General features: G+C 56.9%; 27 protein-coding genes and 1 pseudogene. 16 read left to right on the forward strand and 12 right to left on the reverse strand.

Annotation, left to right across the window (positions count from 1 at the left end):
- Window positions 1–102 precede the first annotated feature (102 nt).
- From JQ611_RS21420 to JQ611_RS21445, 6 genes are all read left to right on the forward strand, one after another.
- Entirely contained in the window at window positions 103–957 is an 855-nt protein-coding gene (locus JQ611_RS21420; protein ID WP_212466506.1) for a hypothetical protein, read from the forward strand.
- A gap of 1201 nt (window positions 958–2158) precedes the next feature.
- Complete coding sequence (locus JQ611_RS21425; RefSeq protein ID WP_212466507.1) at window positions 2159–2521, forward strand: PRC-barrel domain-containing protein; 363 nt, start codon at window positions 2159–2161, stop codon at window positions 2519–2521.
- 283 nt (window positions 2522–2804) lie between these two features.
- Complete coding sequence (locus JQ611_RS21430; protein ID WP_212466508.1) at window positions 2805–3179, forward strand: integration host factor subunit alpha; 375 nt, start codon at window positions 2805–2807, stop codon at window positions 3177–3179.
- A gap of 128 nt (window positions 3180–3307) precedes the next feature.
- Complete coding sequence (locus tag JQ611_RS21435) at window positions 3308–5119, forward strand: adenylate/guanylate cyclase domain-containing protein (RefSeq protein WP_249133335.1); 1812 nt, start codon at window positions 3308–3310, stop codon at window positions 5117–5119.
- 324 nt (window positions 5120–5443) lie between these two features.
- Entirely contained in the window at window positions 5444–6415 is a 972-nt protein-coding gene (locus JQ611_RS21440) for an ABC transporter substrate-binding protein (RefSeq protein ID WP_212466509.1), read from the forward strand.
- Window positions 6416–6603: 188 nt separating this feature from the next.
- Window positions 6604–7569: an ABC transporter substrate-binding protein gene (locus JQ611_RS21445; protein WP_212466510.1), complete on the forward strand. Its 966-nt coding sequence runs from the start codon at window positions 6604–6606 to the stop codon at window positions 7567–7569.
- Between the two features lie 118 nt (window positions 7570–7687).
- On the opposite strand, the gene JQ611_RS21450 is transcribed toward JQ611_RS21445, so the two are convergent.
- Entirely contained in the window at window positions 7688–8314 is a 627-nt protein-coding gene (locus JQ611_RS21450) for a phasin family protein (RefSeq protein ID WP_212466511.1), read from the reverse strand.
- 209 nt (window positions 8315–8523) lie between these two features.
- On the opposite strand from JQ611_RS21450, the gene JQ611_RS21455 reads away from it, so the two are divergent.
- Window positions 8524–9531 (forward strand): alpha/beta fold hydrolase, encoded by a 1008-nt coding sequence (locus JQ611_RS21455; protein WP_212466512.1) that lies wholly within the window; start codon window positions 8524–8526, stop codon window positions 9529–9531.
- A gap of 121 nt (window positions 9532–9652) precedes the next feature.
- Here JQ611_RS21455 and JQ611_RS21460 read toward each other — a convergent pair whose 3' ends face one another.
- Both JQ611_RS21460 and JQ611_RS21465 read right to left on the reverse strand, forming a co-directional pair.
- Entirely contained in the window at window positions 9653–10027 is a 375-nt protein-coding gene (locus tag JQ611_RS21460; RefSeq protein WP_212466513.1) for a response regulator, read from the reverse strand.
- 7 nt (window positions 10028–10034) lie between these two features.
- Window positions 10035–10397 (reverse strand): response regulator, encoded by a 363-nt coding sequence (locus JQ611_RS21465; RefSeq protein ID WP_312012102.1) that lies wholly within the window; start codon window positions 10395–10397, stop codon window positions 10035–10037.
- Between the two features lie 220 nt (window positions 10398–10617).
- Here JQ611_RS21465 and JQ611_RS21470 point away from each other — a divergent pair, with 220 nt between their 5' ends.
- Entirely contained in the window at window positions 10618–10980 is a 363-nt protein-coding gene (locus tag JQ611_RS21470; protein WP_212466515.1) for a nuclear transport factor 2 family protein, read from the forward strand.
- Here the strand turns inward: JQ611_RS21470 and JQ611_RS43040 are convergent.
- Together JQ611_RS43040 and JQ611_RS43045 are read right to left on the reverse strand one after the other, a co-directional pair.
- Window positions 10962–11270: a hypothetical protein gene (locus JQ611_RS43040; protein ID WP_409411288.1), complete on the reverse strand. Its 309-nt coding sequence runs from the start codon at window positions 11268–11270 to the stop codon at window positions 10962–10964. The genes JQ611_RS21470 and JQ611_RS43040 overlap by 19 nt on opposite strands.
- Window positions 11271–11344: 74 nt before the next feature.
- Window positions 11345–11578 (reverse strand): Crp/Fnr family transcriptional regulator, encoded by a 234-nt coding sequence (locus JQ611_RS43045; RefSeq protein ID WP_409411289.1) that lies wholly within the window; start codon window positions 11576–11578, stop codon window positions 11345–11347.
- Window positions 11579–12321: 743 nt separating this feature from the next.
- On the opposite strand from JQ611_RS43045, the gene JQ611_RS21480 reads away from it, so the two are divergent.
- From JQ611_RS21480 to JQ611_RS21495, 4 genes are all read left to right on the forward strand, one after another.
- Window positions 12322–12504 (forward strand): helix-turn-helix domain-containing protein, encoded by a 183-nt coding sequence (locus tag JQ611_RS21480; RefSeq protein ID WP_212466561.1) that lies wholly within the window; start codon window positions 12322–12324, stop codon window positions 12502–12504.
- A gap of 1099 nt (window positions 12505–13603) precedes the next feature.
- Complete coding sequence (locus JQ611_RS21485; protein WP_212466516.1) at window positions 13604–14203, forward strand: NYN domain-containing protein; 600 nt, start codon at window positions 13604–13606, stop codon at window positions 14201–14203.
- 274 nt (window positions 14204–14477) lie between these two features.
- On the forward strand, window positions 14478–14657 hold the full coding sequence (locus tag JQ611_RS21490; RefSeq protein ID WP_212466517.1) for a hypothetical protein: 180 nt from the start codon (window positions 14478–14480) through the stop codon (window positions 14655–14657).
- 751 nt (window positions 14658–15408) lie between these two features.
- Entirely contained in the window at window positions 15409–16302 is an 894-nt protein-coding gene (locus tag JQ611_RS21495; protein ID WP_212466518.1) for a LysR family transcriptional regulator, read from the forward strand.
- Between the two features lie 19 nt (window positions 16303–16321).
- Here JQ611_RS21495 and JQ611_RS21500 read toward each other — a convergent pair whose 3' ends face one another.
- The 5 genes from JQ611_RS21500 to JQ611_RS21520 all read right to left on the reverse strand — a co-directional run bounded on the left by JQ611_RS21500 (window position 16322) and on the right by JQ611_RS21520 (window position 19689).
- Window positions 16322–16717, reverse strand: coding sequence for a putative quinol monooxygenase (locus JQ611_RS21500; protein WP_249133338.1), 396 nt, complete (start codon window positions 16715–16717; stop codon window positions 16322–16324).
- Window positions 16718–16742: 25 nt separating this feature from the next.
- Window positions 16743–17120 carry a cyclophilin-like fold protein gene (locus JQ611_RS21505; protein ID WP_212466519.1) on the reverse strand — a complete coding sequence of 126 codons (378 nt, stop codon included), beginning with the start codon at window positions 17118–17120 and terminating at the stop codon, window positions 16743–16745.
- Entirely contained in the window at window positions 17117–17515 is a 399-nt protein-coding gene (locus tag JQ611_RS21510; RefSeq protein WP_212466520.1) for a DUF1330 domain-containing protein, read from the reverse strand. The genes JQ611_RS21505 and JQ611_RS21510 overlap by 4 nt, the downstream gene beginning before the upstream one ends.
- Window positions 17516–17535: 20 nt before the next feature.
- The gene (locus JQ611_RS21515) at window positions 17536–18297 is read right to left on the reverse strand and encodes a carboxymuconolactone decarboxylase family protein (protein WP_212466521.1); all 762 of its coding nucleotides are present in this window, start codon (window positions 18295–18297) and stop codon (window positions 17536–17538) included.
- Window positions 18298–18624: 327 nt separating this feature from the next.
- The gene (locus JQ611_RS21520) at window positions 18625–19689 is read right to left on the reverse strand and encodes an ABC transporter substrate-binding protein (RefSeq protein ID WP_212466522.1); all 1065 of its coding nucleotides are present in this window, start codon (window positions 19687–19689) and stop codon (window positions 18625–18627) included.
- A 353-nt stretch (window positions 19690–20042) separates the two neighbouring features.
- Here JQ611_RS21520 and JQ611_RS21525 point away from each other — a divergent pair, with 353 nt between their 5' ends.
- From JQ611_RS21525 to JQ611_RS21540, 4 genes are all read left to right on the forward strand, one after another.
- The gene (locus JQ611_RS21525; RefSeq protein WP_249133339.1) at window positions 20043–20948 is read left to right on the forward strand and encodes a c-type cytochrome; all 906 of its coding nucleotides are present in this window, start codon (window positions 20043–20045) and stop codon (window positions 20946–20948) included.
- A 1125-nt stretch (window positions 20949–22073) separates the two neighbouring features.
- Window positions 22074–22328, forward strand: coding sequence for a phasin family protein (locus JQ611_RS21530; protein WP_212466523.1), 255 nt, complete (start codon window positions 22074–22076; stop codon window positions 22326–22328).
- A gap of 503 nt (window positions 22329–22831) precedes the next feature.
- A complete protein-coding gene (locus tag JQ611_RS21535) occupies window positions 22832–23308 on the forward strand; it encodes a hypothetical protein (RefSeq protein WP_212466524.1) in 477 nt (158 codons plus the stop codon).
- Window positions 23309–23527: 219 nt separating this feature from the next.
- On the forward strand, window positions 23528–23860 hold the full coding sequence (locus JQ611_RS21540) for a hypothetical protein (protein WP_212466525.1): 333 nt from the start codon (window positions 23528–23530) through the stop codon (window positions 23858–23860).
- A 256-nt stretch (window positions 23861–24116) separates the two neighbouring features.
- On the opposite strand, the pseudogene JQ611_RS21545 reads toward JQ611_RS21540, so the two are convergent.
- Window positions 24117–24622, reverse strand: a pseudogene (locus JQ611_RS21545) (hypothetical protein).
- A 320-nt stretch (window positions 24623–24942) separates the two neighbouring features.
- Window positions 24943–25449, reverse strand: coding sequence for a hypothetical protein (locus tag JQ611_RS21550; RefSeq protein ID WP_212466526.1), 507 nt, complete (start codon window positions 25447–25449; stop codon window positions 24943–24945).
- Between the last annotated feature and the right edge of the window lie 885 nt (window positions 25450–26334).

The following is a 26334-nucleotide window of genomic DNA, read 5'->3' on the forward strand; positions in this document are numbered from 1 at the left end:
GACGGAGCGAATCCGCGGTACGCGAGAACACGCCTAGCGCGGTGTCTCTCATACCCGTAGGGAGCGGGTTAGCGTAATTCGGCAAACCTTACGGGTGCAGCATTGGAAATTGAGCCCAGCGATATTCAAAGACGAGCCGCGTATTTCGATAAGCTCGCATTTCGCCTCCCCTCCGAGCCATCCGAAGCGTTTCTAGGTGAGTTGTGGCGGCATGCCCGACATCTCGACCTCGGTGCTGGGCATCCGATTCTCGGATCAGATCAGCACTTGCTCCTAACAGTTTTCGGGGCACGCCCGACGGGATTGGAGATGTTGGCCACGCTGCAGCACCTTTCGATCAATCGAGTTGAAGTCGCGTTAGACGTCATCCTCAATGATCAAGCGGCCAAACGGCGGCTGCATCAACTATTCAATACGAATTTCGTGCAGCCTTGGCACAAAGGGAAACAAACCTTCGAATATCCAGATGGCACTTACAGAGAGATAAGGCGCTTACCTGGTCGGAATTACAAGTGGTACTGCGACAAGCCGGATAGGATATGGAATAATCCGCACTGCTTTCATTTGGAGGGGTGCCATCAAGGGATACGAGCCGTTCGACGCCTTGGATTACAGAATTGCACCGATCTTCTCTCTTTTGATTTCGCAAGTTACTGGCGCGATCACCTGCGGCTTTTCGAAGTCGACCTGGATCGCCTTGGTCGTTTTCACAACAACCGCCTAACAGGACAGCGGCGTCGTTCGGCTTGGCAGAAAATCTGCTGCACCTTTTGCTACAATGCAGATCGCGCGCGGGGTTCTGTATTGTTTCGAAGCCGAGCGGCTCACTCGATGCAGGAAGTCAGGTCCGTTCAGCAATTTGTAGATTGTTACGGAAGGGGCCCATTCCTGGTCCCGTTGGATGTATCGATTTTCATCCCGGAACCATTCGAGGTGTTACCCCACATTTACGCATGAAGGATCACGACACATATATTGTTTATGTTGCACAAACGATCATAACCTAGTTATCCCATTGATATCTGATGACAATGCAGCAAAAAACTAACTCCTGCGACAATCAGTCATTCCTTGACGTAGGTTTTGCGACACAGGAGGAAAAGAGTTGAATGTCATTCGACGTATGCAGTGCTCTTTGCGTGGTCACCAAAACGATAGTGTTTGAACTCGCAGACGGACGACGCCTTGCCTCAAAATCCTCCCGGCCTGCAAAATACCCAGCTTCTTGTTTCTCTGACCGATGGTCAAAGCGCTAGCCTCCATCTGTCCTATTTCGATATTGGCCATGCCCACATTGAGAGACCCTCGCGCAGGCACAAGATAACGCCCGTTTGCGAGGACACCGCCGGCGGCATCTACAAGGGAAAGGCTTGGATGGTTGATCCGAGGGAGTTTCGCCTCCGCTTGGCCTGGGAAAACCGCGAACGGCGCTCTCGTCTGCCAGTCCTTCGGTCGGAAGCATCGTAACCGACGCCAGGGTCCTCTGCGCCGGTCGTACAGGGCGATTTGGGGGTTGGGCCGTGTCTTGCGGCGGAGAATGCAGATAACTAATCAGAGGGCGGCGCAAACGGTCCTGGAGGGGTCCGGGCTTGAGTATTCCGTTAGCGTAGCGCAGAGGCGAGAATGCACCAAAGGGTATATCGGGCGGTCGACCTGGGGGTGCATCCCGCATCCAAATTCAATCTGCTTTGGTAAAGAGCCGCCGACGCCGCGCGCATTTCATTCCCTAAGTCGGTCTTGCGATGTCCACGCCGGAGCAATGTAATCCCATCAATCAACAACCTTGAATTTTTGTCCCTCGGATTTGCATACCATAAAAAGGACGCCCTGAAGGCCATGGAGCCGCTGATGAAATCGACACTCGGTTTAGGCGCTGGCTTCAACGAGTCTGCGCGTCATGGTTGTTTCGACCTCTAGATGGTCAAAATCGTACCTCACCTCGTTGCGCGTCGGCCGGGAGTGAGCAACGTGGCTGGTTCACGTTGAGCACCCCGCAAATCGCCAATCAGCCCCGTCACTGACAGCGCCCTTCGAACCCCGCCTGGACACTCAGCGCAGAACTCCTGGGAGGGTTGGGGTCCTGGTTATCGTTTCGATATGCGCCGCCAGGGAACCTTCGTCTAAAGCTGCGGTTAGGCCTTTTTCAAGGGAGGAACTGATGGCAACGGAAGAAAGAGAAACAGTTAGTTTGATCGGCAGCGATAAGGTTGAAGGTACTGCGGTATACGGAGCGGACGAAACGCAGATCGGTTCGATCGAGCGCGTCATGATCGACAAGCGATCCGGTAAAGTCTCTTACGCGGTCCTGAGTTTTGGAGGCTTTCTCGGTATTGGAGACGATCACTACCCTTTGCCGTGGCAGTCACTGAAGTATGACACCAACCTTGGTGGCTATCGGACCGGTATCACCGAAAAGCAACTGCAAGCTGCGCCAAAATATAGCAGCGACAACGACTGGAGTTGGGAAGATCGAACCCGTACTCGGGGCGTGGACGATTACTACGGCGTCATCCCGACCTAGGTGACTGCCCGACAACTGACGGCGCCTTTTAAACCCGTCTGGATGCTCGGCGCAGAAATCCTGGAAGGGGAAACGTGCTCGATTTTGCGACCAGGGCAAACGACTGGTTGTTTTTAAGGTGGGCGGTCTCGTCAAACTCACCGTTGGTTGTTCGGTGTGAAAGGGCCAAATCAACCGACAAGCCACAGGTCGACGCGCCAGCGGGTTTTGGGTCGCGTAGATGACAGACACTGCGAGCCGGTCGTGATACAAGACTTGAAATCCATGTGCGGATGGGGACCCAATGACAGGAAAGAACGTCACGCGCATAGATCTCTGCGAAGCCGTTTACCAGACCGTGGGCCTGCCCCGAGCCGAGTGTTTGGCCATGGTTGAATTGGTGCTCAACGAGATTACCGACACTTTGGTGAAGGGCGAAACCGTTAAGCTCTCCTCGTTCGGCTCGTTCATTGTGCGCAAGAAGAAACAGCGCGTCGGCCGCAATCCAAAGACTGGAACTGAGGCGACAATTTCGCCGCGTAGGGTCGTGGTATTCAAACCATCGGCGATCCTGAAACAGCAGATCAACGGCAAACCGTCTGGAACAACCGCAGCTACGATCGCGAAGTCTGGCTCTTCAGTACTGCTGCGACCGCGCTCAGCCGATGTCCGCTCTTGACGCCCTAGCAGACGTTGAGCATGGGCAATTTGAGGTCCGTTTTTGGACCCCCAAAGCGGACGTCAGGTCGATGCTATTGAGCCAATTTCGGGCAACCATCTCACTACCCAAGACGCAACGGTCCCTATATGCTGCCGCGCTGGAGAGAACGCGATCCAATGGGGCAGTCTTCGCATCCGCCGCCTGTCGTCCGCCGCCTTGCTGCCATTGTGGCCGCTGACGTGGCTGGCTACAGCCGGCTGATGGGCCTCGACGAGGCCGGGACCGCGCAGGCGATGCGTGGACATCTCGCCGCGGTCGATCCGATTGTCGGCCGCTACGGCGGCAGGACCGTCAAGAACACCGGCGACGGCGTTTTACTGGAATTCCCGTCGATTGTCGCGGCGGTCGAATGCGCGGTGTCCGTGCAGGCCGCCATGGTCGAGCGCAACGCGCACGTGCCGGAAGACGGGCGCATGCTATTCCGTATTGGGATCAATCTCGGGGATGTGTTGATCCAGGACGAAGACATTCTGGGCGACGGAGTAAACGTTGCCGCCCGTCTGGAAGGCATAGCCGAGCCCGGCGGCATTTGCGTTTCAAACCACGTTTACCAGCAGGTCTTGGGGAAGCTCCACGTTTCGTTTGAAGACATCGGACCCCAGACCCTGAAGAATATCGCGCAACCGGTCCGCGCCTATCGTGCCAGGCTCGACGGCGCTGTCCCGATCCTGGCTGCGCCGCAGTTGTCCTTCGACCGTCCCTCAATCGCCGTCCTGCCCTTCACCAACATGAGCGGCGATGCCGAACAGGACTACTTCGCCGATGGAATGGTAGAAGACATCACCACCGCGTTGTCGCGTTTCAAGTCGATATTCGTGATCGCACGAAATTCGAGCTTTACCTACAAAGGCAAAGCGGTCGACGTAAAGCAGGTCGGCCGTGAGCTAGGCGTGCGATACGTGCTCGAAGGCAGCGTTCGCAAGTCGGGAGATCGCCTGCGCATCACCGCTCAACTCATCGAGACGACCACAGGCGCGCATCTGTGGGCCGATCACTTCGACGGCGCGCTGTCGAGCGTTTTCGACCTCCAGGACGAAGTGACGGAGCGCGCCATCTCAGCGATCGCGCCGACGCTGGAGCGGGAAGAGATCGCGCGAGCGCGCAGAAGGCCGACGAACAGCGTGGATGCCATCACGGCGTGCTACGTTGGCCTTCCGGCGATGTACAGACCATCGACCAGCGAGAACAATGACGAGGCGTTGCGGCATTTCAAGTTGGCAACGGTAATCGACCCCAGCTTCGCCACTCCCTACGGTTATGCCGCGATGTGCCTCGTCGTGCGGCGACACTACCAATGGCCAGGGGATGAAGCCCATGACGACGCTGAGGTCAGGCGCCTCGCGCAGTGCGTCAGAGACCTCGGTACCGACGACGCTACCGCGCTCACCGCAGTAGGCTATGCTCTGGCTACCAATCTTGGCGATCTGGATGGCGGCGACGAATTGATCCAGAAGGCGAGACGCGCAAATCCGAACCTCGCGCACGGCCACTTCACAAGTGGAATCATAAAAGCGTGGCGCGGAGAAACAGATACCGCCATCAGCGATCTCACGCTGGGGATGCGGCTCAGCCCGCGCGACCTCTACGGATACGCCGCAATGAGTTCGGTAGGCCTCGCGCACTTCAATGCAGATCGTTACGCTGAAGCCATTCTCTGGTATGAAAAGGGGCTGCGCGAACTAGTCTGGCCTTCGGGACTAAAGGGAGTTATCGCCAGTTACTTCTGGGCGGGACGGACCGAAGACGCCTGCAGGTCGATGACTGATTTACGCCGCATGGTACCCGGATTGCGCGTGTCGAATTACCTCGGCCCCGAGAGCAGCGGCGTTCTCTACCGGCGCGAGGTCACTGTCCAGAAATTCCTTGAAGCCGCGCGGTTTGCAGGTCTGCCGGAGTAACGACGTCCGGTCTTTGCGAGGGCAGCCGGTCATTGCAACGGATCTTCGCCTAGCCGTCTTCGGCTGGATCGTTCAATCGAGACGCGTATGCAAAAGCAGACCGCAGTACAGTCAATCAGACGGTAGCTACTTCCGCTATTGGCACGAAACGGACCAGCGGAGCCAATAGGTTGATGTCCGTTGTCTGGGGTAGACCGGACGTCACCAGTTGATGGCAAAACCGACGCGAATGACCCGGAACGGACATGGGGGCCTGACGTCCTAAAGGGCCTCGTAGAAGCACGCCGAAGCCGGTATTATTCCCGATCCAGCATCGAGGTGGTCATGCACCGTCGTGAATTTCTGGCAGCTCTTGTCGCAACGTCAGTAGCGCCACAACGCGCGGCACAGGCACAGCCGACCCGCCGGACTTACCGTATAGGAGTGGTCGAGCCGACATCGGCGCAGCTCAACACGACCAACCTCGCTGCCTTGCGGCGCGGTTTGGAAGAACTTGGATACGCCGAGGGGCGCAATCTTGTCTTGGACTATCGGTCTGCAGACGGCAATGCCGCGCTCTACCCCAGCCTTGTTGCCGAAGTGATCGGCCGTAGTCCCGACCTGATCATCGCCCGCGGCACACCAGCCGCGCTTGCGGTCAAGCGGGCGACACGCACCATTCCTACGGTCATGATCGTCGGAGAGCCGCTGCTCGTGGTCGACAGCCTCGCGCGACCAGGCGGCAACATCACGGGCTTCAGTGGGGTGCAGCCCGAGCTTGAAACCAAGCGCATGGAATTGCTCAAGGAGATCGCGCCTTCGACCACTGGCCTCGCTGCGCTCCTGAACATGGGTAATCCCGTCTCCGCGCCACAATTGGAGGAACTCCAGAAGGGCGCGCAGTCCCGGGGCTGGCGCTTCAGATTGTTCGACGTTCGCAAGCGCGAGGACATCGAGCAAGCCTTTGCTGCGCTCGACCAGAGTTCCGACGCGATCATAGTAGGACTGGAGGCTCTGACCCAGGCGCACCGCGGTCTGATCGCAGATCTAGCCGCAAAGAGTCGCCTGCCGGCAATCTACGGCGGCCGGGAGTTTATGGAAGCAGGCGGGCTAATCTTTTATGGGCCAAGTTTCCCCGACGTCTATCGTCGGGTAGCGACGTATGTTGACAAGATCCTGAAAGGGGCAAAGCCCGCCGATTTGCCCGTCGAGCAGCCAACCAAGTTCGAGATGATGATAAATCTCAAGGCCGCAAGGGCGATTGGTCTCGAAGTGCCGCTCTTTCTCCAGCAACTCGCCGACGAAGTGATCGACTGATCTCAAGCGGCGTCTGCATCTGGCGGCACGAACCAGACCAACGGGACCGGTCTGTCGATGTCCGTTCTTGAAGGCAAAGCCGACTTCCCGATGGCCCACCCGTACTTCTCAGTTTGACCCAACTCGGACATCTGCCCCTATCTTCCATTTCTGCGGCGCGATACCATTTACGCACCTAAGGGGGATGCATGAAGAGGCGGGCATTTATTCTAGGTATCGCGTTGCTCACCAACATCGACCGAGCCAGTGCGCAAGGCCGCGTGCGACGTGTCGGGGCCCTTATTGCGGAGCACACGCAGGCTGGCTTTCTCGAAGCGCCGCTCAAAGAAAAGGGCTGGATACTCGGGCGAGACCTCCAAATCGACTATCGAATTACACGTGGCGATACCAATCTCTCACAGAGATATGCCCGGGAGTTGCTCGCATTGCAGCCTGATGTTCTCTTTGCCGTGACCAACACATCCATGGCCGCACTGCATGCCGAACATTCTGATGTTCCGACCGTTTTCGCGATGGTCAGCGATCCAGTCGGAATGCGTTACGTCGAGAGCTTCCCGAAGCCTGGCGGCAGAGTGACTGGCTTTACGCCATTTGAGCCTTCTCTCGGCGGCAAATGGGTGTCGCTCATCAAGGAAGTCGCGCCAAACCTCGAGCACATCGGCATCGTATATAACCCCGAACCGGGCAACAATTCCTCGGCATTTCGCCAGTCAATTGATGGTGTCGCGAGCAAGACGGGCATTATCTCAATTGAGGCGCCGAGGGGCGATAGTTCCGACATTGATCGTCTTATTCAATCCCTCAAGGAAAAGCCGAATAGCGGTCTCATTTTTTTGCCGGACGGGATCACCTTCGTCCGGCGCGTCCAGATTGCTGCGCTGGTTGCGGAGTGCAGGCTACCAGCGATCTATCCGCTTCGTGCCTTCTGCGAGGCGGGCGGCCTTTTGTCGTACGGGGTGAAGATCGAGAGGATCATTGCGGGCGCAGCATCGTATGTTGACCGGATTTTACGTGGTGCCAATCCTGCCGACCTACCTGTCCAAGCACCAACCGAATTTGAGTTGGTCGTCAACCAGAAGGCTGCCAGGCAATTCGACCTGCAACTTCCGCCCGCATTGCTCGCTCGCGCCGACGAGGTGATCGAACGACGTTAGCCACTTCCGGGCTTGGCACTCTTGCGACATGCCCGGCAGCCACGGCCGCGGTCAGTGGGGCGGGCCCCCACGCGTCGCATGGTGCTAGCGACTAACTGCGCCCTTCTTAAGACCATACCTAAGCAGCGCGCCTACTCTCTTCCATATTCTTTTTGATCTGCTTTCCGGTTTCGTCAGCCATTTTGAGCGACATGTCGGCTATGCGACGGCTGCTCTCCAGAGCGGTTTCGATGATCTCCCGCACCACGTCGGTTTGTACGGCTGCAAAGTCCTGGGGAGTTCGACAGGTCCACAACTGGTTCATACGGTCCATACTTTTCTCGACTTGATGCCGAACCATCTGAAAGTATTCTCGAGAAACCCCATCCATAGCTCTGGCTGCGGCGGTACCTGTGTAGAGTATTGTTTGCGCGTTGCGGGTGGAACGTTCCGTTGCCTCTTCCATCCCTTCTCCTGATAAGCCGAGAGTGCGACCAAATTGCTCGGTGGACCGTCCCATGACCGAGGTCGCCGCTTCCAGGCCAAAGCGCAACGCATTCTGTAAGGTCTCGGCGTTTTGCTTGAGCAGGTTCGCACTTGCCCGAGCCACATCCTCCCCGGCATCAGCCGCCGCTTGCCCAACGCGCGCCGTTTGATCGGCGGCTGCTTGTCCAATGCGGCTGGTCTGCTCAGCAGCCCGCTCGCCGACGCGGTGGACCGCATCTTCCATGCCCTGCCTAGGTTTGTCCTCGCGTGGGTTTGCCATCATTGTTCTCCGATGATTGCAGGTTGACGATTTGCCCCAGCTTCGTGTCGAGCAACGCGATCTGCGTGCGACCGTTCCAGGCCGGCCGGTTTTTTCCATGAATGCGCGATGCCCCTTAGGAACGACGGCTATATGTCCCGGTTATGCCGCAGGCTGGCTTTTCGCTTGGCTCACATGGGTTGCCTATTCACGTCGGGAGGCATAGCAAAATGCTCTCTATTGAACTTGGCTTCGTCGTTATTGTCGGCATGCTTCTTGTTCTGGTGATCGGGAATGTTGCGTTCTCGTTCGTGGCGGAACGACGGAACCCACCCCTCGGTAATTTCATCGACTGCGACGGCGTGCGCCTCCATTACCTGGAGCGTGGTGATAGGACGGCGCCGCCCGTCGTGCTGTTTCATGGCAACGGCTCGCTGCTTCAGGATCTCATCATCAGCGGCTTGGTGGACATGCTTGCTCGCCGCAACCGCGTTCTATGCTTTGATCGGCCGGGGTTCGGTTACAGTCAACGACCCCGCTCGCGCGTCTGGACTGCGACATCGCAAGCGGCGCTGTTCGTGAAGGCTCTGCATCAACTCGGCGTGCGCGAACCTGTCGTGCTGGGCCATTCATGGGGCGCGCTGGTCGCTATCGCCGTCGGATTGCAGGACACCTACCCCGTCCGGGGTCTCGTGCTTGTGTCCGGCTACTACTTTCCAACGGCGCGCTGGGACTTCTGGATGATGTCCGGTCCCGCGGTGCCGGTGTTGGGTGATATCATGCGCTACACGGTAGCGCCGGTTATCTCATGGGCCATTTTGCCTGAGCTACTTCGCAAGATATTTGCGCCTTGCTCCGTTCCTGGCAAATTCAAGGATAACTTCCCAGCCGCCCTGACGCTCCGGCCGAAGCAACTGAGGGCGGCCGCCGAGGAAAGCGCATTCCTCATCCCGGAAGCCGCGCGACTTCAGTCTCGCTATTCAAGCATTCGGTGCCCAATTCATATTTTTCACGGCGCAGAGGATCACCTCATCGAGCCCGAACAGGCGCGACGTCTACACAAGGAACTCCGTCGGTCCAACCTGCACCTTGTGAATGATGCAGGTCACATGGTGACTTATGCCGACGGTGACGGCATTGTGCAGGCCGTCGATGGCCTGGGGGTGGAGCAGCCGATCATCATCTCGTCGCCGCATGAAGACGCCAGATCCACTGCGCCTACAATACATTCAGCCTGAGCAATCCAGAGAAACTTCCCAGCCGGGGCCTCGAGACGTGTAACAGCGACACTCTCAGACGCGAACCATGGCGCACCGCAGTGCACGTGGGTGTGTCGCCGCAGGATCCGCTCATCGGCCTTCATCTCGCCGGCCTAGCTGCTTTGACAGCCATGGCCGCATCGATCATGGCAGCGAAGTCTTCAAGCAAGAATGGCTTTCGGAGCACCGGCCTGTCGCTGAACAAGGTTGGCCGCCCCTCCGGACCATAGCCGCTGACGAATACGAATGGCAGACCCCGCGCCGCCACGATCTCAGCAATGGGACTGATGTTAAAGCCGGCGACATTGATGTCGAAAATCGCTAAATCAAATACGGAAGTGCGGGCCAGGGGTTCTGCCTCGTGGATGCTTCCCGCCTCGGCGACAACGCGGTGCCCAAGCTCCTCAAGCATTTCGACGAGCATCATGCGGATCAGGGCTTCGTCCTCGACCAAAAATATCGACAACCGCTGCATATGGTCCTTAGCTGGTCGGAGTGCCTGCGTTTAAAAGATTGGACACTGCTGTGACGAGTTGGGCGGGCGCGAAAGGCTTCACGAGCAAGATGCTGTTCGGCACACCGTGCGAGGTCCAATCGTCAGCAGCAGCACCCGTCATGTATACGATGGGGAAGTCCGGTTCGATCTGCCGCGCCTGTTTGGCGACTTCCCATCCGTTCATGCGCCCCTTCAAATTGATATCCGTGACCAGCGCCCGGTAGGTCATCACCTTGCCCTTGAGCAGGGTCACGGCTTCTTCGGCCGAAGGTGCAATTGCCGTTTCAAAGCCTGCTTCTTTCAAAGCATCTTCGACGATCACTTGAATTTCAGGGTCGTCCTCGACGATGAGAACGACCGGTGTTCTATGTTTGCCACTTTTTCCCGCCCTATAAAAGTTCCATGCATAAACGTCGCAAGGGTCAGGTGGTTCCGCATGAAAGCACAAAAGTGAACATAGCTGGGCTGCGTTACTCTCCGTATTCCTACGGACGCTTTATTCAACCCACATTCACGATGAAACACATATCTGCTTGCGGCGGGGGGCATCAGGAACAGGATGCGCACCGATGCTGATATCACCGCACGAGTTCGATCCTCTCGCCATTGTCGTAGACTGGCTCGATGCCTGTCGGCTCGGCGATCTCCACGCTTTGGTCGATATGTACGACGAGCGAGCGACGGTTGAATGCGGCTGCGATGGCGTGACCTTAATTGGCCGGGCGTCAATCGCTGCTTACTGGGGACCCCAACTTGCGATGGCGTGTCCGACCGCATTCGCAATGGATGACCTGACGCTTACAGCTGACGGCGTTTGCCTTGACTATCGAAATTATGAAGGCGACCCAGTGCGTGTGTTGTTCCGGTTCACGCCTTCTGGCGAGATACACCACACCGAGTGTGTGGCGATCAGTCAACGCAGTGCCGCCTGATCCTCCAAGCATCCGTCGCGCGCATTAAACGGGAGGAAGACGCTGCGAAACACCATCTTCTTCGAATCCGCAGGTGCGACGTTCACGGCACTAATGCAGGAGATCGGCTCGAACCATTCCAGCCGGCGGCACCGCGCCACCTCGCGGCGCAACCGAAGTCGTGCGAGCCGCTTCTCGCTGGAATTGAATAACTGGTCGATCAAATCCTCTTCAATGCGATTGCTACGCGTCAACAGGTAAGCCACGAAAAGTTCTGAAAACTCGGGTTCTTTGCGGAGCGTCGCCAACATCGCCTTTCGCGTTATCGAGGTTATAACGCACTCCTCCATTGCCGTCGCCGTCGCGACGCGGACAATCTGACCGTTCAGGCATCTTCACCAAAAAATTGCGCAGAAACCAAAATGCCTACGACGGCTTCCTTGCCGTGCTCGGAAACAACGGTCACCTTGACCTTGCCCGACTGTACGTAAAAAACCCTATCGGCCTCGTCGCCTTGGGCGTAGATAATCTGACCCTTTCGATACTGCGATATCGTTTTACCAAGCCCGACTTTGGCTAGGAACGCTTGAGGATCGAATTGTCGCTTTGCGGACTTCACAAACCCCTCCCTTGGACCAGCACTGGGTGATCGATTGACCCAGCGGTTAGCATCCTGATGGGGCGCCCGCCTAGTTTAAGTCCAGTAGCCAAATCTGAAAAGAAAGATTTTGCGAGCTTCTTTCCGAGGTGATCGGGGGTGGCCGGCATGCCAAGCTATCGTCGGCGCAGAACTCTTGACAGTCGCGTTACGGACGGTGAACGGGTTGCACCGACCGAACAGTGACACGGCGGCTTAACCTATCTGGGCTGCGCTTGGTCGTCTGATCGGCGGAGGCGTTCGATTAGCGTTTTGAGGTGCGCGGGCAACTCTCGCTCCACTGTGAATGAATCCCGCAGTCTCTCGCCAATTTCTCGAACGATCTCGCGGCTATGCCGGGAGTCAATATCAATGGAGTTTTGCATTGCGGTATTCTCCGTACCTGCGCAAAAATTCCAACGACACCTAGGGCAGCCCGCGCAAGAAGACGATCATAAGTCCCATTGCGACCACGCTGTATAAGCCCGTCACTGTAATGCCGAGGCGCATACTGCTCATGATGCCCTCGGAAGGGAGCTTGATCGGTCTGCTGGGCATTGCACGTCCTCGTGCCGTTTGCCCTACCCGAATAGATCACGTCGAGACCGGAAAATCGTTCCGCCGTGGTGTATAAAATTGAACACTGGGTTCCATTGAGAAGTTCCGCATCCACGACCGAGAACCGGCGCGAGCATGGGTACCGGCGCGATGGCTGATCGGCGCCCATAAGCGTTGTCGAGGGGGACCTGATCTTGGAGACCCTCGCGCATACTCACGGGAATAGAACCGTGACGGTGCAACTGCTTGGGGTTTCAGTGCGGTCGCTTCGGAACAAGATCTCTGAATATTCCGCAAAGGGTTTCACATCCCTCGTCACGAAAGGCGCGGTAAGAGCGCCGAAACAATAGTCGCCACGAACACGCTTTCGAAAGATAAGGCAGCGGCCATGCCGGTTGCGCTCGCGTTCATGTGTCGGGTCGCCGCGTCAGATTGCGGCTCTTAGTTCGTTCGCGGGTTGCGTCGGTGGTGTTGCTGATGTCGTAAGATCGCCCTGACTTGTTCCGTTACTCTCACCAGGGTCGGCGGTGTCACGGGCCAGCATAATCATGCTGGCGCCGCGCATCTCTTTGGCGGCGATCATTTCTTCGCGCAGACGGGCAGTGACGGGGGTGGTCGCCCGTCGGCCGACGGTTCGGCTGCTTTTCTGGATTTCCGATATTACCAGACATGTTTTAGGGAGTACACGAAAAGCAAGCTGGGGAGCTCACCGCGGAGGTACTCCAAAGGAGCTCCGAACGATCAACCGAGTTGCGGTAATCTAAACCGCCGTGGTCGCTTTTCGCGGTGCCCGGGGCTGGAATAAGCGGCTCCAGCGCAGCCTCCCAGCCGCTGCTGGTTCCGAAAGGAGTGCGTTGCCCAAGCCGGAGAAACCATCCCAGCATTGAGGTGAGCCCTTGCCAACCAGAACGTTTTCGCAAGATAGGTCTAAATGTTGGAGCGGGAGCCCTCCGAATAGGAGTGCCGCATTGCAACTTTACCATCGCGCGGCTGGACATCGGAGGAAGGAGCGCACAGCAACATCAGGAAGATGGCTCTATTGGCATTGTAGCTGGCGGCAATTCGGCGGCTTTCAGAGCCCTCCATTACTACCCGCCCATCGGCGGTACAGACACTCCACTTCCATCGACGACCACGCCTTTTTAGGCGCGCTTCAAACACAGGCAGGTGAGGCAGCATTGCGATCATTTAGGTCCCTGGACATGGGTCGGTCGGTTCTCTCTGCAGGTTCAAGTCCTTACAACATATTTATATTTCGAAAATCCGCCAATTGTTCATTGTCCGTCTTGAAAGGATCACAAAATAATATTTGAACCCTAAAGTTATTGGGTATAACTTACTGATCGACTAAACCGTCTGCCTCACAGCGGCGCTTTAGAATTTCAGGCAGAGCGCGCGGCGGGATTTCGCTTTCGCAGCTGTTGGCAACCGAGTGCTGGTCAAAATCAGATGCCGATCCAATCTAACCGCATCGCGCTCTTTATTGATGGCGCAAACTTGCATTCGACGGCGAGGACGCTCGGCTTCGACATCGACTACAAGCGCCTCCTCAAGGAATTTGATAGACGCGGTATTTTACTACGTGCGTTCTACTACACGGCAATAATCGAAGATCAGGAATATTCCTCAATCCGCCCGTTGACAGACTGGCTTAGCTACAACGGTTTCACCGTCGTCACCAAGGCGACCAAGGAATTTGTTGACGCGAGTGGTCGTCGCAAGGTGAAGGGAAACATGGACATCGAGCTTGCCGTCGATGCGATGGAGCTTGCCAGGCAAGTTGACGAGATGTTCTTGTTCTCCGGTGACGGGGACTTCCGCTCGCTCGTGAAAGCGGTCCAGCGTCGCGGCGTCCGGGTTACTGTCATTTCGACTTTAGCGAGCCAGCCGCCAATGATCGCCGACGAATTGCGGCGCCAGGCTGACGTCTTTATAGACCTTGTAGAGTTGCAGCCCAAGCTCAGCCGTGACCGTCCCGAGCCCCCTGTCCTCGCTCCAACAAGTGCCACAATCCAGAGCGCCTCGCGAAATTCCCCCGCCCGACGATAACAATAGCAAGGTGAACGGCTCGTAACGGCGCCTGGGCCACAACGGGTCTCAGCCGAGTATTCGCGCATTCACGAAGACGTGTGTGCACGTGAGTGACGCGCGGCGCAAGCTGCCGGGACGGTTAGCCTTCAGCCAGTCGAAGACAGTTCTCTGCGTTCTCTCTGTAGATGTCTGATTGCTTCATAGCTACCACGTGGAGAGTAGTGGCCTCCTTCAAATTCAGGTCTCCCTGATGCCTTAATGGAACTTCTCGCCCGACCAAACGTTGACGATCATGGATTACGAGACCCAAGAAAAACGACCGGCTACCAAGGAAGAGCGTTCGGCGAAGAAGGAGAAGGCTCGGCAGGAAGCCGAGAAGGTCCTCGCCGAGCTCAAGAAAGAAGACGACGCTTTCCGAGCCAACTTTGAGAGGCTGAAGGCGGAGCGCCTGGCACGAGAAACCAAATCATAGCGCAGCAATGCGCCCGAGTGGTGTCACAAGGGCGCATGTATCCCGTGATGCAGACCGTGGAAGACATGATGCGCAAGGGTGTGCGGCATCGGCGTTACTGTCGAACGGCGCGATTACGGTTTGTGAGGCCTATAGACGGGATCGAAAGAAGGATGTGGCGGCCTGAACCTCCAAGCATGGCCGTTATCAGGGCGCGCGGGATGCCTGCGATCTTAGGAGCAGGGACCGCACGTTCCTGTAAGAAACATGAACTTCTGACTGTCCGAGTTGCCTGCGAATAGGCTTCGTCTGCGAGAACCATCCTCCCAAGGCCTGGTCGAAACATGGCTGCCAGTGTGGATGGGGAATGCATTGTCAATGCGTGCGCACGCCGCCATAAAACAACCTACAGCGCAACCACGTGCAGATGCAGACCCAGTAGGATCAGAACGCTGACGACGATTGGCATACTGCTTCCTGCTTATGCGGAAGCCAATATGCTTGCGCACCGTTTTTATCTCGGACGGCACACTTCTTGACGTCATCCGGACGCGCGCACCAGACCTTTGAGAAGCTAAAGGCCCGCTTTTGGGGGAAGACCGGAAGCGGCTGGACGAAGGTCCAACCTGACGTGAATGACCCGAAGCGGGATCCATCGCTCATCCTCGCTCTGCCAGCCGAATACACGCGTCGTTTCATCGAGCGATATAGGGCGTGCGCGTCTTTCGACTAGCCGCTATAATCTGAAAGGACTTATGACGGAGAGCGATAAATGCACCGCGGGTACCTCGATGACATTCTCGCCTTCTCGGTCGTTGGTAGGGAACGCAGCTTCACGAGGGCCGCCGCGCAGTTGGGCGTGTCGCAATCCTCCCTCAGCCACACCATTCGCGAGCTTGAGGCGCGCCTTGGCGTGCGGCTTCTTACTCGCACCACCCGAAGTGTAGCTCCGACAGAGGCAGGTGAGCGACTGCTGAAAAACATTGGTCCCCGCCTCGAAGAGATCGACGCTGAGCTCTCGGCGGTGCGTGAGTTGCGTGAAAAGCCGGCTGGTACCGTCCGAATCACCGCGACCGAATATGCCGCCGACGCGATCCTGTTGCCAAAACTCGCTACGCTTTTACCGAAGTATCCCGATATCAAAATCGAGATCGTTGTTGACTACGGCCTAAGCAATATAGTTGCCGATGGTTACGATGCTGGCGTACGAAGCGGCGAGCAGGTTGCCAAGGACATGATCGCGGTGCGCATCGGTCCTGATTTGCGCATGGCGGTCGTTGGATCGCCGTCTTACTTCCGCAAACGGCCCGAGCTGAAGAAACCGCAGGATCTCATCAGCCACAATTGCATCAATCTGCGTCTTCCTTCACATGGCGGATTGTACGCATGGGAGTTTGAAAAAGGCGACCGGGAGCTGAAGGTGCGCGTGGACGGCCAAATGACCTGCAACGGCGCGATCCAAATGCTGAATGCCGCTCTGGCGGGGCATGGCCTGGCCTACATTCCTGAAGAGATGGCGAAGCCGCATATGGCGAAGCGCCGCTTGAAGCGCGTCCTTAGCGATTGGTGCTCACCTTATTCGGGTTATCACCTGTTCTATCCAAGCCGCCGGCAGTCTTCCGCAGCCTTCAACCTTGTGGTGGATGCGCTACGGCACCGAAGCTGAGACCGCAAACCAGCGCTTCTTACTTCGCTTGGCTGCCGAGGACGACCGGGTCCACCGGGATCAACTTCAGCGATTTGACCATCTTCTCGACGGCCGCCTTATACTTCAGGAAGTGAGGTGCTTGCAGGTGAGCGAGGTAAGCTTCGCGGTCCCGGTAAATCTCGAACACCGTGATCTGGCTGGGATTTTCCTTATTGGAAACCGAGTAGAGAGTGAGCACGCCCGGCTCCAGCCGAATGGCGGCTTCGATCTGTTCGGCCACGGCAGATTTGTAGCTATCGAGCTGAGCCGGATCGACGACGATTTCCGCGATCTGGATATGTTGCTTTGATTTTTCCTCACTCATGGCGGGCGCTCCCGACAGCAGCAACAGCAGGGCCGTCACACCAAAGATCATGGCTTGCTTGACGCTCATTGTTCACCTCTCCCACGCGCTTCACTCATGACCGTTTGATGGTGGCACTTATCGCGCCTCGCACAGAGAGAGCTTCCACTCCCGCCTTGACCTTGCCAATAACGATCAGGCCGGGTGCCGGAATGCGCTCTCCATCATGGCGATAGAAGATCGCCACGTCCGGCCCGGGAGGCCAATAGCCGATAGTCCCCACCGCGTAATCATGTGTGCGCTTGCCTCGTTCGGAAATCGCCCTTGGCAACGCTGCAAACTTCTCGCGCCGAAAAAGATCGTTCATGAAAAGCGTGAGCGGCAACAGGGATGCGAAATCCCGCGCCGCGTCGCTGTCGGCCAGAATTGCCTCAATCGACGTGTCGCCAATGATGATGCGCACGCGTGCTTCTGCGCCTGGATCTTTGCTCATCGAACCTCCGGTGCACCCTCAACGATGTAGACACGCGATTTCGCCGATTGAAGACGGATCGGCCTGATCGCACGATAGGTCGGCGAATCATACCAGGCTTGTGCCTGAGCCATGCTGTCGAAAGCGATTATGACAATGCGTTTGGGCTGATCGCCTTCCAGGGTCGCGGTTTGTCCGCCGCGCACGACATAGCGGCCAGTGAACGGCGCAAACGTCGCCTCTACTTGCTGACTGTAGGGTTTGATGCCTTCGGGATCGCTGACCTCGAATTCGGAAATGTAAAAGGCAGGTCGCTTGGACTGGCTTTGCGTCTGAGCAAAGATCACGTCCGTTCCGAATGCTCCGGTGGCTACGGCACCAACGACTGCAAGCAGCACAATAGTTCTCGTGTTCATTTTATTTCTCCCCCGGCGCTTCAGCGCGCGCGCTTTTCAAAGACTTCCTTGACCACCGGCATCGCAGAGAAAACGTTCGGCCAACCTGCATAGAAGGCGAGATGCGTTAGGGCTTCGGAGATCTCGGCTTGGGTCAGCCCGTTGTTCATCCCGATGGTGACGTGACCGGTGAGCTGAGCGACCTGTCCCGAGGCGACCAGCGAACTGATCGTGACAAGGCTGCGGTCGCGCGGCGCAAGAGCCGACCGCAGCCAAAGGTCACGGAAAAGAACATCGGTCGTGTACTGCGTCACGCCAGGGAACACAGCGCCATAAAGGTCCCCTACACGCTTTACCCGATCGGCTTCGGCGGCTTCGTTGAGGGCCAGCAGCTTAGGCATGGCCGGGGAAAGCTGGTCTGTTGCGATCTTCCGGGCGACGAACACTTCTCTGGTGACCGCGACCGCCTGCATCGCGTTGCCCCAGCCCGCGTAGAATGCGAGATGGGTCACGATTTCGGAGATTTCGGACGGCTTGACGCCGTTATCGAGCGCGAAGTTGAGATATTCTGGCATCTCAGCGATTTGATTGCGGGTAATCAACGTGGCCAGCGTTGCAATACTGCGATCGCGAACGCTAAGGCCGGGACGCTTCCACAAATCGCCGAAAATTGTTTCCTGCTTGTACTTTTCCAGCGCGGGCGCGACCGAAGGCACGTCAGGTCGGCTTTTGGTCGGATCGGCGAGCACTATCGAAGAAGCGAACAATGATAGCGATGCAAGGGACATGACGAGGAATTTCATGATCGGCTCCTATCTGGCTTGGGAGTGGTTGCGCCCACCAGACCGGCTGCGCAACGTTCCTTTCCGGCAGGTCTGCCAGCGCTTCGACGGCTGGGTTCTCAAGCATGGACCTAGTCTAGGTCGTTGCGCGCCTTTCGATTAGGTAACAAAATGCGTATGGACTTATCGGCTGAGGGCAATAATCGGCCAACGCAAGCGTGGGCCTCCCATGTCGCCTTCTGGCACTTTTTGGACCTCACGCGATGTCCGACTTGAGTCCGCTTTCCGGCGCAAAGCGGAAGTTGAGGCAGCTTTTGACGACCCAGAACGGACATCCAGCCGCAGCAATTATTCGATCACATCGTCGGCAAGTGCGAGCAGCGTCGGGGGAACGTTCAGCCCAAGACCCTTCGCCGTCTTTGAATTGATTACCAAGTCGAACTTGGTCGGCTGTTCGACCGGCAGTTCGGCGGGTTTAGCGCCTTTCAGGATCTTATCGACATGGCCCGCGGCACGGCGATAGAGGTCGGAAAGACTTGGCCCATAGCAGATCAGTCCGGCGACTTCGGCAAACTCCCGCGTTGGGTAGACGGCCGGCATCCGCCGATCCGTTGCAAATCCGGTGATGGCGCGGCGGTTGGAGAAATTCCAGGGGTTGCGCGCGACGAACAGCCCGTGCACCTGCTCCCGGACTATCAACCCGAATGCTTCATCGTAACTCGTCGGCGTGTGCTCGGCGTGGAGCAAAGTAATGCCCAACCTCTCCGCAGCGCTACGCACGCCGATCGCGGCCGGACTTTCCCAATCGAGCTTCAGCCCCAGATAGGCCACTCGGGTCGTATTCGGTGCGACTTCCGTCAACATCTGCAGTCTCTTGGCCTCGAAGTCAGGTCCCGTATTGCCTGAAAAGCCGGTGATGTTGCCACCGGGACGGGCGAGACTGGCTACTAGCCCCTGCGCAGCAGGGTCGGAGCTGTTGGCCATGACAACCGGCACGGCTCGCGTTGCGCGCTGGAAGGCGTGTGCGACTTCGTTGGCGCCGCCACCTCCCGCCAGGATCACATCGGGTGAAGTCCCGAGCACCCGTGCCGCGATTTCATCGAGTTGTCCGAATTTTCCCTCGGCGGAATAAAACTCAAACTTCATGTTCCTACCGTCGACGTAGCCAAGCTCCTGCATGCCCTGGAGGAAGGCAATCACGAGGCCTTTCCACGCATCGCCCTCTTTGGCGTCGACGAACTGGCCGGTCGGAACGACAAACGCAATACGATGAACCTTATCGGCCGATCGCGCCCGCTGCGGCCACAGCGCGGACAAAAACCCGCAACCGATCAGGGTGATGACAACGCGCCGTTTCATGCGACCTTTCCACAATCTGGCAAATACTTCGTCTCGTGTTCGCTGGATTTCCAATCCTTAACAGTTGAGTATCCGATGAAAAAGGAGTGCAGTAAGGCCAGACATCATCGACGATGTCGGTTCCTGGCACTTCTGAGACATGCCGACCGGCCCTGACGATGTCCGCTTCCGGAGTAAAACCGGAAATAGTCTCCCGACGATCAAAGTGACGCGATTGACATACAGGCTGATTGCAGGCTGTCGGTTGGCCCGGCCCATTTCGGAAGTACTTCAAAAGAGCCAATTGCTCCAGCGCGGATTTGCGCTAATTTGCTTGTCCTCCGCTAGCCAAAAGCCCGGGGGCAAGCATGGCACGATTAGGACCGGCCGCTCAGGCGGCAGTGGCAATCACCATAATTTTCGTATGTATGGCGGGCGCGCACGCGCAGATCACCGACAAGCCGCCGTTCTGGGCCTACACTTACAACCCGCCCGACTTCAAGCCGCCGCCCGATGACGGCCAACCTCGCCACGTTCCCGACAGCACCGCGAGCTATACAGTCCCACAAACGCGTGATCGCTTCCTGGCACCGGATTGGCACCCAGGCGACCATCCGGCGATGCCGGCAGTGGTGGCGAGCGGCCGCCAGCCTGACGTCTACGCCTGCGGCTTCTGCCATCGTGCTTCTGGCACGGGAGGTCCGGAGAACGCTGACATCGCCGGCCTGCCGGTCGCCTATTTTGTTCAGCAGATGCAGGACTACAGGAGCGGCAAACGCTCGACAGCACTGCCCGACCGCATTCCGCAAGCGTGGATGATCTCGGCCGCGAAGGCAGCGAACGACGACGAGATCAAGGCGGCGGCTGAATATTTTGCCGCCATTAAGCCAAAGAAGTTGGTCGACGTGGTGGAGACTGAGACCGTGCCGAAACCGACCGTCGCCGGCTGGTTCTTCGTCACTAAAAGCGATGAACGCGAGCCGCTTGGCATGCGCATCATCGAGACACCGGCGGACGTCGGCCGCTTCGTCAACCGCGACGCGCGCGTCCGCTTCACCGCCTACGTGCCGCCCGGCAGCGTCGCTACCGGCCACGGGCTGGCCGCGAAGCCAGAGATCGCCTGCGCCGCCTGCCACGGCGAGAAGCTGACCGGCACCGACGTCGTGCCGGGCATCGCCGGGCGCTCGCCGACCTACATCTTCCGCCAGCTCTACGAATATCGGCACGGCTTCCGCGCTGGGCCGGAAAGCAAGCCGATGATCGACATGGTCAAAGCGCTCAACGAGGCAGACTTTTTGGCACTTGCCGCCTATCTCGCCACGCTGGAGCGGTGACGCGGCCGACGGTCACCCGCTGAACTTGTTATGCGCGTCATTTCACCGACCACGATCAGTTCGACCGGTGGCTAAAACCACGCGCACAATGCTTTCCCGTACCCCGTCGAATACAGGCAAAATGCCGACCCCTCGACCCTACTGAAAACACTGATATTTTTACAGACCACCTCTTAATGCCTCCAGGATGCTTCCCTGAGGGTGTTTGTCCCATGCCGATGAAATGACGGAGGCTCCCTCAAACTACCGCCTCACTGACCGGGTCAGAGGAACTGGGCGCGATGTCAGTCAACGCATCTGGCTCGCAATTGGGCAGAAGGGGTCATGTCTGACCTCCGCCGCCATGGCTGCGACCTCAGGCCCGAACCGTCATCAAGAGTGCGCACGGCGGGACAGTCGCGAGACCTGCGTTTGAGCCTCGACCACGCGATCCTCAATGAGGTCAGAAAGAAAAGCCCTGACAATTGCCCGGGCTTCAGACTTCGGTCAGAGAGGGACAGGGGTCGAAGAACGGCTAAATCGCTTCCCACCGCTCAACCGGAAGCGTGCCTTTGTAATTTGACATCATATCAGTCGGATTGATTGACCCAGTGACGCCTGCTTGGGAAGGCGTGACCACAGTGTGCGACCAAGCAAATGCGACCATGACAGCAATCGCGAGGGCTCCGAGTGACGAGACTAGTTTGCGCATCGTTGGCTCCTTGGCTGGCGAATTCGATGCGGTAAGGATGCACGCATCGTGTTTCAGGAGTTTGCCGTTGCAGGCCAAGAATGGTGTCGTCGCAGGATTTTTCGGCTTCGTCGGGGCCGTAGGAAGAAACGTCTTCACGCATTCGCGAGGAAAACGTCGGTTGATCAGACAGAGTACGGCCGCCCACCAAATGTTATTTTGCCCGCCCAACCGATTCATTCGTAAACGCCGGCATGCGCAAGGACCCCGGGCGCTGGTCGGGCAGGGCTAGTTGGATCAAGCGTTTGATAAGATTGAACTATTGGATCCAGCCACAAGTCTAGATCCTACATGCTGCGTCGCAACAATTTTGTTGCCGCGTGCCATATACTAAAGTATATAGATCGAGATCATTTATCGAGGATGGGCCTCGGATGATTTAGCAAGGGAATTGAATGACCGATTTTGCTCCCGTTCAAGAAAAGCTCACTGCCATCATGACCGCTCACACTGATTATGCGAAGGCCTCCTTTGAGGCGAACAAGGGATACTTCGAGAAGCTCGCCACTTTGAAGGCTCCAAATGAAGCCATGCAACTTACAACTGATCACATGAAATCGGCCTATGAAACGTTCGTTGCCGAGGCCAAAAAAATCGGCGAAATGTACAAAACTTTCTTCGCAACGGCTTTCAAGCCAACGGCCCGCTGACGTCTTTTAGACTATGTGACGAACAAGCTCGCCCCTTTGCGGGTTTCAACCCTGCCGAGACAGGGCGTCCCCATCTAGACCTGACCGCCTTCGGGCGGTCTTTTGTTTGAGGCGGCTCACCCGCGCCTTCTCAGGTCAATCCTACCGCCCCAAATGGCCTCGCGGGATTTCGTACGAGAGTGTGAGACGTCGAGTTTGATCACTTGCCTCGGGCGGGTTCACTGATCTCTACGCTCCGGTACGTTTCCGCGTGTGATTGAATAAGAATTGCCACGCCCGGAATTGGCCAATCGAGCATCAATTCTTGAAGTCCCCTTGCACCTTGCAGCACTTCACAATCATGCGGCACCAAGGTTAGCTCATTTCGTCAACTTTTTGTTTACCAATAATTGCCACCCTGATCGTCGCCTTACCGGGCTTGTAGTTGCGTAGTTGGAAAAGCCGTCCCCCGATCGTCCCGGAGGCGGCTTTTTGTTTTTTATCCGGGACGCGCGAGACTTCACGTGAGTTTTCAGATCACGGTTTTGAAGGTGCTGGCCGGTCAAGTTGACGGGCGAGCAACGGTCGCCGAACTCACGCGACAGGTTTCTATTCTCATTTCCAGTGGTCCCGATTGGACCGATCGAACCAAGCGGCTAGCTGCGCTTGCGCCCGGCCTAAGCATCTTCGGTTCGCATTTTGTGACTGTCGATGTTGACGGTTGGCAGATTACCGACGCGGGCCGGGCGTTTCTGTCGTCACTCGAAACTCCAGCCTCGGCGGCGATGTCCGAAACACCCTGCATTCCTGCGGACGTTGCGTCGCCACCCATTACAGCACGCCTCGAACCCACGCCCGAGGCTACGCCGCCGTCTGAAGGTCAACACGTGCCCGAAGTTGCTGCACCACAGCCCATCTCTCAGCGATCCACTATGATGCGCCTAATCGGCATCCAGCGACAAGTCAAACCTAATGCGGGACGAAAGCGGCGCACACGATAGATCTCGACAAAGAAGCGCGAGCCTGTCCCGGGGGTCGATCAACTCCAGCTTGCGGCTCATTTTGCTGTCGGCGGCTTCGCACTTCAGGGGTTATGAACAATCGATGGCTTGAACCAGAAGACGGTGGCCTCTAGCGCACTTTAAGGCGATGCAAATAGCGACTTGCTCTCAAACGGCGGTTGCGCTTCGATGCTTCCGGGTCCAGGAAGCTAAAGCGAGATGCGTAAATTGGGAATTGTCGCGTTGGGCGTGGCTCTTACTGGCTGCGCCGGCAGGATGCCCGCACCGACGGTGGTATTCCAGCCGGACCAATTTACCAACTGCACGGCTATTTTGGCGGCGATCAACGCCAACAAAGAGCGAGTAAAGCTGATCGCTGCCGATAAGGCCCTGAAAAGTGCGCAAAACGGGAACGCAAACATTGCGGGCATGTTCGTACCCGTTTTGTGGTTCACGGATTTCCAAGACACCGCAGACACTGAAATTGCCGCGCTGCAAACTCGCCAGCGGCATCTATTAGCGATGGCCGATCAGAAGCGCTGCAGAGCCTGATCTCAAGCCACTTAACTTGCGATTAGTTGTTGCCGTTGTTGCCGAAGACGCCCAAGCCGAGATTTGCACGATAAAGATACGTTGACTGACGAAGTTTATTTTTCGGCAGACGACGCCACATAAAAACTAATCGTGTTCCAGGCACGGGCCAGTGGTCTTATCAACGGCACCGTGGAGCAGGTTTTCGACGCGACCAAATCTATCCTTGAGGACTGAAGAGAGGCGGACCTTTCCGGGACCGCCGCACCCGTTGTCTTCAAGACTGGCGCAACGCCACCGCAGCGGATTTCTTCATCTCGTTTAGATACCGACGGGTCGCCTTGCTTATTGCGCGAATGGTTCGCCAGGCCTCGGTGTTTTTCAGCCATGCCTTGGCTTCGAGGAATTTTGTATAGGCCCAAGCGAAAGCGGGAATTTTCATGAGTTTGTCAGTTTGTCCCGCGTGAGGCTGAAGAGGCGTTCGATCAGTACCAGCTTTAGCAGCTCGCCGACGACAAATGTCACGACACTGCTCACCACATGACCCGTTGCAGCCAGATAAGCCGCCACGGGTTTCACCGGTTCAAGTAAGATCACCGGTATCAAAAACATCGCCAATGACGGATAGGGCCGGAGCGATCTTATCCAGGTCCGCAATCGCCTAAGCACCAAATGCCTGGCAAACCAGTCCGATATCGGCTTGGCGATTGCCATGAAGGCCGCGTCCACCAGGAAATACAGGGCGGCTAGGGCATACGTGACAGGTTTCAGAATTCGCTTCACTGCATCAATGCCAAAATCGTGGACTAGCGACTAAACCCCGAGATTTGAAATGGTTTCGCCCGTGGGACCCTGTCGTTTCAATTAGCAGGGGGGCAGCTCTTGTCTCTGATGTGATGATAAACCCACCTCTCAGGCTCTCTCCGCGCGGCGCACGTGGGTTTTTTGGAGACCGGGCATGACGCACAGCGGAGAACCCCGGGACCGCCCCAGGAGGCATTTGGGAGGCACTGCGAAGGTATCTGACAAAATAGTAGGTTGGGCTTGTTTTGGATTTTCCCACGCGGGGGCTGATATGACGGCTTCCCCGTTAACACACGTAATTACGTCTTCGCGTTTTCCCTGTCGGTGATAGGTACTGCCCTTAGCGCCGGCGATTTCGCTTTCGGGCTTGGGGCGTCAACAACCAAGCTGTCAAATTCCATCTCAGGCGTTGCTTTTATAACCGCTTCTTTTGGCAAGCTATCAGACGGCTCGTACCACGGTGGCTTTTCAATCGCACCTCCCTCAAGCGCTTGCGCCATCAACAGCCCAATCTCTACGCCGGTCAAAGGAACGAGCGCTCCGCCCTCGTTTTTGTAAAGCTGAGGGCAGAAATACAGCGCGTGTATTCGCGGATCATATCCATCGACAACAAGAAAGTGCTCCGTTTTGCCGAACAACTTTCGCCTTTTTACGAGCTTCCGCTCCTGCGTAGTCAATGCAACTCGGAGCTTGTCGCGTTCGTGGCCTACAATGGTCGACGCTTCTAACAAGACGAGCCAATCCCGCGTCTTGGTATTATCGGCATGAATTGGGACGAGATTACCCTGCGTATTGAAGATGCTCATAAGCTAAACCTCCAAGCCCACTGCGTCAGCAAACGGTTCCTGATAATTTAAGTCAGCATCCAGCATCGCTGGGTCCAAATCGTGCGAGCATTCCTAGTAGCGGGACCGCGTACCTCTCAATGCTACTGAATTGCAGTTTGCCGACGCTGATTTCGATGGCCGAAAAATAGGCCTGGTCTGCCTCTCGCTTCGCTCGTCCCTGTTCGCCGGGGCTGATTGCAGTCCGTCCGACACGAAGGTCCTGAATTGCTCGACCCTGTATAACAACACCATACGTTACCCCAATCTCCTAAAATTTCCTCATGATTTCAATGACAGTTACATCCCTCTCGATTGCACCTTTAACTTGGCATGGTCATAGGTCCATCACATTCCATGCAGGTTAAGGTTTTGTTTTTGTGAATGTTTGATTTCCTCTTGGTTATGTTCCCCGCGTTGATCTCATGCCCGTACTGGACATGGTCACAGTTTGATATCCTGGGATGCAGAGATCCCCTGCAATAACGCCATCAATTTCATCTGCAGGCGTAGATTTTCCAAACCTGCGGTCGTGACGTGGGTCCAACGATTTAAACGGGGCTGGGGTGGGGGTTCGCTGTTATGGTGATCGCTCCTACGATCCATGCGCACGAAATCGATTTTAGCGCATGACATGGTGTAGATGCTGTAGCTAATTCAAATCCCCTTGGTAAAATTCAGGACGGCGATGCGCTTCATTCCCTAAAACAGGATCAACAGCATCAATTTTCCCCCGCGGAATTGCACACCATAAAAGGGACGGCTCAAAAGAGCCCTGATCGAAGCCGCGGCTGAAAATCGAATTCGGTTTGGCTCGACTTGGCGGACATGGTTGTTTCGACCGCTAAACGTAATCGGTCAAAATCG

The sequence above is a fragment of the Bradyrhizobium sp. AUGA SZCCT0182 genome, from assembly GCF_018130185.1.
Taxonomy (GTDB): Bacteria; Pseudomonadota; Alphaproteobacteria; order Rhizobiales; family Xanthobacteraceae; genus Bradyrhizobium.